Raw genomic sequence first — 6,725 nt, forward strand, 5'->3', positions numbered from 1 at the left:
TGCCGCGCGGCGGGCCGTCCGCCCGGCATCCGTGCGGCGCCGTGAGATCATGGATCCGACATGTCGATTGAACAACAACCGAGCCTGCCCCCTGTGCTCCGCCCCGCGAACCCGCCCCGGCGCGAGCTTTCCGAACTGGCCTCCCGATTCGCCGCCACCGTGCGCGGCGACGCCACCGGAGTGTCCCTGAGCGGCATCACTCTCGCCACCGCGGATCTTCGCCGCGGTGAGGCCTTCGTCGCGATCCAGGGCGTGAACCGCCACGGAGCCGACTTCGCGGCGACCGCTGCCGAGAAGGGCGCGGTCGCGGTCATCACCGACGAGCGCGGCGCGGAGATCGCCGCGGACGCCGGCCTGCCCGTCCTCGTGGTGGACGATCCGCGCGCCGTGCTGGGCGACCTGAGCGCCTGGGTCTACGGCACCGGGGCGGACGACCCCCTGCCGCTGCTCTTCGCGACGACGGGCACCAACGGCAAGACGAGCGTCTCCCACCTCCTGGAGGGCATCCTCGAGCAGATGGGCGTGGTCACGGGGCTGTCGTCGACGGCCGAGCGCCACATCGCGGGCGAGGTCATCGTGTCGCGGCTCACCACGCCGGAGGCGTCGGAGATGCACGCGCTCCTGGCGCTGATGCGCGAGCGGCACGTGGAAGCGGTCGCGGTCGAGGTGAGCGCGCAGGCGCTGTCCCGCCACCGCGTCGACGGGATCCGGTTCGATGTCGCCGGCTTCACGAACCTCAGCCACGACCACCTCGACGACTACGCCGACATGGAGGAGTACTTCGAGGCGAAGCTGCCGCTGTTCCGTCCCGATCGCGCGGTCCGCGGCGTGATCTGCCTCGACTCCCCCTCCGGCGCGCTGGTCGTCGATCGCGCGGAGATCCCCGTCGTCACGGTCGGCACGCCGTCGATCGCCGCCGATCCCGATGCCGCGGCCCGCGCGGACTGGGTGGTCGTGATCGACGAGGAGCGCGCCGCCGGCACCACCTTCACGATGAGCGGCCCTGCCGGAACCCTCACCACCACGGTGCCGGTGATCGGTCCGCACATGGCCGCCAATGCCGCGCTCGCGATCGTCATGCTGCTGGAGGGCGGGTACGCGTGGGAGCGGATCACCGACGCGCTCGGCCGCGACGGCGGCATCCACGCCTACCTCCCCGGCCGTACGCAGCTCGTCTCCGGCGACCGCGGACCGGCGGTGTTCGTGGACTTCGGGCACTCGCCGGACGCCTTCGAGAAGACCCTCGCCGCCGTGCGCCGGGTCACCCCCGGAAAGGTGCTGATGCTGTTCGGCGCGGATGGCGACCGCGACGCCAGCAAGCGCTTCGACATGGCGCGCACGGCCGTGGAGGGCAGCGACATCCTCGTCGTGACCGATCACCACCCGCGCTTCGAAGACCCGGCGTCCATCCGGGCGACCCTCGTGGAGGGCGCGCGCCGGGCACGACCCGACGCGGAGATCCACGAGTACTCCCCACCGGAGGCGGCGATCGTCGCGGCGGTCGGCCTGGTGGGCGACGGCGACGCGATCCTGTGGGCGGGTCCCGGGCATCAGGACTACCGGGACATCCGCGGCGTGCGCACCCCGTACTCGGCGCGTGAGCTGTCCCGCCGCGCGCTGAAGGCCGCCGGATGGCCGGTCCCGGAACCGCGCTGGCCTGTGCCCTACCCGGACGAGGACTGACCGCCGCCCGGTGCAGCGCCGCGCTGCATCGGGCGCCCTCGGCGGCCGCGCCGTCAGCTCGCGGCGATAAGCCGATCGGCCGTGCGCCGTGCCCAGTCCTCGGCCTCTGCGAGCGTCTCGACCGTGAGGGTGCTCGGTGCCTCGTGCTGGTCGACGACCGCGGAGATCGTGTCGACGATGCCGAGGAAAGACAGGCGTCCCTCGTGAAACGCGTCGACGGCCTGCTCGTTGGCGGCGTTGTACACGGCCGGGAAGGTGCCGCCCGCGCGTCCGACCGCCTTGGCGAGTGCGACGGCCGGGAAGGCCTCGCCGTCGAGCGGCTCGAAGGTCCACGAGCTCGCGGTCGTCCAGTCCAGGGGACGACCCACGCCGCCGATGCGGTGCGGCCAGTCCAGGCCGAGGGAGATCGGCAGACGCATGTCCGGCGGGGACGCCTGTGCGATGGTGGACCCGTCGATGAACTCGACCATGGAGTGCACGATCGACTGCGGGTGCACGACCACCTCGATGTCGTCGTAGGCCACGTCGAACAGCAGGTGCGCCTCGATCACCTCGAGCCCCTTGTTGACGAGGGTGGCGGAGTTCGTCGTGACCGTCCTGCCCATGTTCCAGGTGGGGTGCGCGAGCGCCTGCCCCGGTGTGACCTCGGTGAGCTCACTGCGCGTGCGTCCGCGGAACGGTCCGCCCGACGCGGTCACCACCAGGCGTCGCACCTCGTCATGCGTCCCGGAGCGGAGCGCCTGTGCGAGGGCGGAGTGCTCGGAGTCGACGGGGACGATCTGCTCGGGGGCGGCCGCCGCCAGCACCAGATCTCCCCCGACGATCAGCGACTCCTTGTTCGCGAGGGCGAGCGTGCGGCCCGCCTGCAGCGCGGCGAGCGTGGAGCCGAGTCCGATCGAGCCGGTGATGGCGTTGAGCACCACATCGGCCTCGACGTCCCGCACGAGCTGTTCCGCTTCGACGGCTCCGAGGGCCGTGTCCTCCACCTGGAACTGCTCCGCCTGCTCTGTCAGCAGCTCGCGGTTGGAGCCCGCGGCGAGCCCGACGAGCTCGAACCGGCGCGGGTTGGCGCGGATCACGTCCAGCGCCTGGGTGCCGATGGAACCGGTGGAGCCGAGGACGATGACGCGACGCATGACGCCAGCCTAGGACACGGCCGCCGTCGCGCCCGCGCTACTGCTGCGCCTGCACCGGGGTCGTGGCGAGGATGTCGACGACGAACACGAGGCTCTCGTTCTGCAGTTCGTTGCCCTCGCTCGCACCGTAGCCGTCGGACGGGGGCATCACGACGAGCACCTGCGAGCCGACCTTCTGACCTTCGAGCGCCTTCTGGAATCCGGTGACCACTCCCGTGGTCTGGAACTGCGCCGGCGCCGCGTCGCGACTCCAGCTCGAGTCGAACTCCTTGCCGTCGGACCACTTGACCCCGAGGTACTGCACGACGACCAGGTCGCCCGAGGCGACCGTCGCTCCGTCACCCTGCTTGAGCACGGCGACCTGGGTCTCGGCCGGCGCATCGCCGTCCGGGATCGTGATGCTGGGCTTGCCGTCGTCGTCCAGCTTCACCTCGGGCATGCCGGGGGTCGGGTCGACCGGCGTGCCGGTGGCGACCTCGGGCAGTTGCTCGACGGCCTCTGCGTACACGACCTTGTTCGTCCCGCCCTCGCCGAAGACCTCGCCTGGAAGGGCGAGGACGACCTGCGTTCCGATCGGCTGGCACTCGAGAGCGGCGATGAAGAGAGATGCACTGTTCTGGTCGAGAAGGACGGGAGCCTCACCACCCTCGCTTCGTGCCGAGGAATCGACGACTTCACCTGTCGACGCTTCCACGATCTGGTACTTCACCCCGACGAGGTCATTCGCGACGACTTCGTCACCTGTGCCCTCAGCGATCACCGTTCGCTCCACATCGGCGAAGGCCGCATCAGCTGGCACTTTGACGACGGCATCGAGCCCCTCGCCCTGAACGTCAATGGAATCCGAGGTCTTGCCCGGCTGCGCGTCGAGCAGACACCCACTCGAAGCGGACGGGTCGGGGGTGCCCGAGCTCTCCGGCGAACCGCTGCCGGAGCAGCCGGCGAGCAGGAGGGTCGCCGCGGCGACGGTGGACAGGACGATGAGCGGACGCTTGCGCACAGTGAGACCTCGGGATCGCGGGCGGGACACTCCATCCTGCCCCATCGCCCTTTGCCCTCCCTGGGAGGTGGGGCGCGAGTCTTCATTCCCACGTCGGCATGGGGCCGGGAGTATCCTGCTCTGATGACCTCTGAGCAGTCCGTCGAGCCCGAACCCGCCTCAGAGGACACGCCGAAGCCGCGCCATGCGGGCTTCACGTACGCGCTCGGTCGCAGCCTGATCGCCCCGCTCGCGCGGCTGATCTACCGTCCCCGGATCGAGGGCCGCGAGAACGTCCCCACCACCGGTCCGGTGATCTTCGCGAGCAACCACCTGTCGTTCATCGACTCGATCGCCATCCCGGTCGCGGCACCGCGGCCCGTGCACTTCCTTGCGAAGTCGAGCTATTTCGAGGGGACCGGATTCAGCGGCCGCCTCACCAAGACCTTCTTCGAGGCGATCGGCGCGATCCCCGTCCGGCGCGGCGCGGGTCAGGCAGCACTCGACGCGCTCGATCTGCAGCGGCAGCTGCTCGAGGAGGGCCTCGCGGTCGCGCTGTACCCCGAGGGGACCCGTTCCACCGACGGTCGCCTGTACAAGGGCCGGACGGGCGTGGCGTTCCTGGCCCTGCAGACGGGCGCACCGGTGGTCCCGGTGGGACTCATCGGCACCGACAAGGTGATGCCGGTGGGCGCGAAGATGCCGACGCTCTCCGAACGCGTGACGGTGCGGTTCGGCGAGCCGCTCGACCTGTCCCCCCACGGACCCGCTACCAGCGGACGCGCACGGCGGCTCGCGACCGACGAGATCATGGCCGCGATCCATGCCCTGTCCGGTCAGGAACTGGCGGGCACCTACAACGAGGCTCCGGCCCAGGGCACCATCGAGAAGATCAAGCAGGCGCTCCCGCACGAGCGCCGCTGAGTAGCGCTGAGCGTGAACCCCGGACCCTCCCGGTAGCGGCGACCACGTGTCCCCTCCCGGGCGAGGAGTCCAACAGCGGTTGCCCCTCCGCCGCGGGGGTCACGCGCTCGCGGTGACCGTGGCCTCGTGCCGCACCGGGAAGTTGACCGAGTTCGCGATGAAGCACCACTCGTTCGCCTGGGCGTGCGCCCGCTCTGCCGCCTCGATCATGGACGGATCGGCGACCACGACCTCCGGGGAGAGCGTCACCTCGACGAATGATCCCCCTCCTGCCCCGTTCTCGCGCATCAGCCCGCGCGCGCTGTCGCGGTAGGAGACGACCACGACGCCGGCGGTGACGCAGGCGTGCAGATACGACAGCAGGTGGCACTCGGAGAGCGAGGCCAGCAGGAGGTCTTCGGGGTTCCAGCGGGAGGGGTCTCCGCGGAACGGCTTGTCGGACGAGGCCAGCAGCGCGGGCTTGCCCTCGATCTCGATGGTGACGTCGCGGCGATAGTCGCGGTATCCGCTCGTTCCGGTGCCGGAGTTGCCCGTCCACGTAGTTGTGAGAGCGTAGCGGTGTTCACCGAGCGGACGCGACGTGGTGTGCTCTGCCATGCGCTCAGTCTGCCAGGTGCCGCCGACGTCGCGACCCTCCGCGGGGACCCCGAGGCCGCGGGACCACCGGCACTAGGCTGGTGGAGTGCTGGAGACACTCACCGTTCAGGATTCCGTCGAGCTCGCCGTCGTCGAACGGAGCGGATTCATCGAGTCACGTCACGCCGGCGCCGCGGTGGTGCTCTCGCCCGACGGCGAGGTGATCGCGCGACACGGCAACGCCGACGTGCTCATCCTCCCGCGGTCGAGTCTCAAGCCGCTGCAGGCGGTGGCGTGCATCACGGCCGGCGCACCGCTGGAGGGCGAACAGCTCGCCCTCGCCACGGCGAGTCACACGGGCACGGACCGGCACGCCGCGGTGGTGCGCGACATCCTCACCGCCGGGGGCCTGACGGAAGACGACCTCGCGTGCCCTCCGGCCTGGCCGGGCGACTCCGCGACCCGCGACGAGCTGGTGCGCGAACACGGCCAGGAGGCGCGCGTCCGCATGAACTGCTCGGGCAAGCACGCCGCGATGCTGCGGGCCTGCGTGGCCACCGGCTGGCCGACCGCGGGATACCTCGACCCCGCGCATCCGCTGCAGGCTCACATCCGGGAGGTCGTCGAGCGCCTCACCGGGGAGAAGATCGCGCACACCTCCATCGACGGCTGCGGCGCTCCGGTGCATGCGCTCACCCTGACCGGGCTCGCGCGCGCGATCCACCGCATCGGCACCGCGTCCGACCGTTCGCCGTTCGCGCTGCACCGCGTGGCCGGGTCGCTCGTCCGCGCGGTGCGCGAGAACCCCTGGACCGTCGAAGGGCCCGGCCGCCCCGACACCATCGCGACCGAGCGTCTCGGCGTCTTCACCAAGGGCGGCGCGGAGGGCGTCATGGTGATGGTGGCGCCGGACGGGACGACCGCGGCCCTGAAGATGCTCGACGGCGCCGCGCGCGCGTCCACCATCGTCGCCGCCACCCTCCTGGCTCGCGCGGGCTCTCTGAGCGACACCGACGTGGCCGGTCTCGCGGAGGCCCTCCCGCTCGACGTGCTCGGGGGCGGTGCCCGCGTGGGAACGGTCCGCCCCGGCGCCGGCCTCTGACGCACCAGCCTCACCGCGACCCGAGCCCCGGCACGACGACCCGCCGCGGCGCGCGGTCCCCCACCACCGACCACGCGCGCCCCTGATGCAGCCGGGCGAACGGCGGGAGGTCGCGCACACCGACTAGCTGGCGCAGATCGGACGGACGCTCCGCGCGGACCAGGACCTCGCCCTCGGCGCGGATCTGCTGCCACAGGGCCCACTGCCGCTGCCAGCCCTCCGCGTCGGCCATCAGGATGCACGGGCTCGCGGTCGTCGGCACGTCGCTCCCGGCCGTCCGCACGTCCCACTCCGGGCGCGCCGCGCGGAGCGCGCCCACCGCGTC

At 71.6% G+C, this 6,725-nt stretch carries 7 protein-coding genes; 3 read left to right on the plus strand and 4 right to left on the minus strand.

What is annotated here, in order from left to right:
• Nucleotides 1-60: 60 nt before the first annotated feature.
• Nucleotides 61-1,683 carry a Mur ligase family protein gene (locus tag DW299_RS12195; protein ID WP_205814389.1) on the plus strand — a complete coding sequence of 541 codons (1,623 nt, stop codon included), beginning with the start codon at nucleotides 61-63 and terminating at the stop codon, nucleotides 1,681-1,683.
• A 53-nt stretch (nucleotides 1,684-1,736) separates the two neighbouring features.
• Here the strand turns inward: DW299_RS12195 and dxr are convergent, their stop codons facing one another.
• Nucleotides 1,737-2,819 carry a 1-deoxy-D-xylulose-5-phosphate reductoisomerase gene (gene dxr, locus DW299_RS12200; RefSeq protein WP_136030019.1) on the minus strand — a complete coding sequence of 361 codons (1,083 nt, stop codon included), beginning with the start codon at nucleotides 2,817-2,819 and terminating at the stop codon, nucleotides 1,737-1,739.
• A gap of 37 nt (nucleotides 2,820-2,856) precedes the next feature.
• Nucleotides 2,857-3,819 carry an FKBP-type peptidyl-prolyl cis-trans isomerase gene (locus DW299_RS12205; protein ID WP_136030021.1) on the minus strand — a complete coding sequence of 321 codons (963 nt, stop codon included), beginning with the start codon at nucleotides 3,817-3,819 and terminating at the stop codon, nucleotides 2,857-2,859.
• Between the two features lie 123 nt (nucleotides 3,820-3,942).
• On the opposite strand from DW299_RS12205, the gene DW299_RS12210 reads away from it, so the two are divergent.
• The gene (locus tag DW299_RS12210) at nucleotides 3,943-4,722 is read left to right on the plus strand and encodes a lysophospholipid acyltransferase family protein (RefSeq protein ID WP_205812755.1); all 780 of its coding nucleotides are present in this window, start codon (nucleotides 3,943-3,945) and stop codon (nucleotides 4,720-4,722) included.
• A 99-nt stretch (nucleotides 4,723-4,821) separates the two neighbouring features.
• Here DW299_RS12210 and DW299_RS12215 read toward each other — a convergent pair whose 3' ends face one another.
• On the minus strand, nucleotides 4,822-5,319 hold the full coding sequence (locus tag DW299_RS12215) for an OsmC family protein (protein ID WP_136030023.1): 498 nt from the start codon (nucleotides 5,317-5,319) through the stop codon (nucleotides 4,822-4,824).
• A gap of 85 nt (nucleotides 5,320-5,404) precedes the next feature.
• Between DW299_RS12215 and DW299_RS12220 the strand changes: the two genes are divergently transcribed.
• On the plus strand, nucleotides 5,405-6,400 hold the full coding sequence (locus DW299_RS12220) for an asparaginase (protein ID WP_136036750.1): 996 nt from the start codon (nucleotides 5,405-5,407) through the stop codon (nucleotides 6,398-6,400).
• Nucleotides 6,401-6,410: 10 nt separating this feature from the next.
• Here DW299_RS12220 and DW299_RS19140 read toward each other — a convergent pair.
• On the minus strand, nucleotides 6,411-6,725 hold a 315-nt coding region (locus DW299_RS19140; RefSeq protein WP_168443133.1), incomplete at its 5' end, for a hypothetical protein.

This window comes from Microbacterium sp. K35, assembly GCF_004794375.1.
Lineage (GTDB): Bacteria > Actinomycetota > Actinomycetes > Actinomycetales > Microbacteriaceae > Microbacterium > Microbacterium sufflavum.

Bases quoted from the DNA above. Each gene is read 5' to 3' on its own strand.
- DW299_RS12195 (WP_205814389.1), top strand. From the start codon at position 61: ATGTCGATTGAACAACAACCGAGCCTGCCCCCTGTGCTCCGCCCCGCG.
- dxr (WP_136030019.1), bottom strand. From the start codon at position 2,819: ATGCGTCGCGTCATCGTCCTCGGCTCCACCGGTTCCATCGGCACCCAG.
- DW299_RS12210 (WP_205812755.1), top strand. From the start codon at position 3,943: ATGACCTCTGAGCAGTCCGTCGAGCCCGAACCCGCCTCAGAGGACACG.
- DW299_RS12215 (WP_136030023.1), bottom strand. From the start codon at position 5,319: ATGGCAGAGCACACCACGTCGCGTCCGCTCGGTGAACACCGCTACGCT.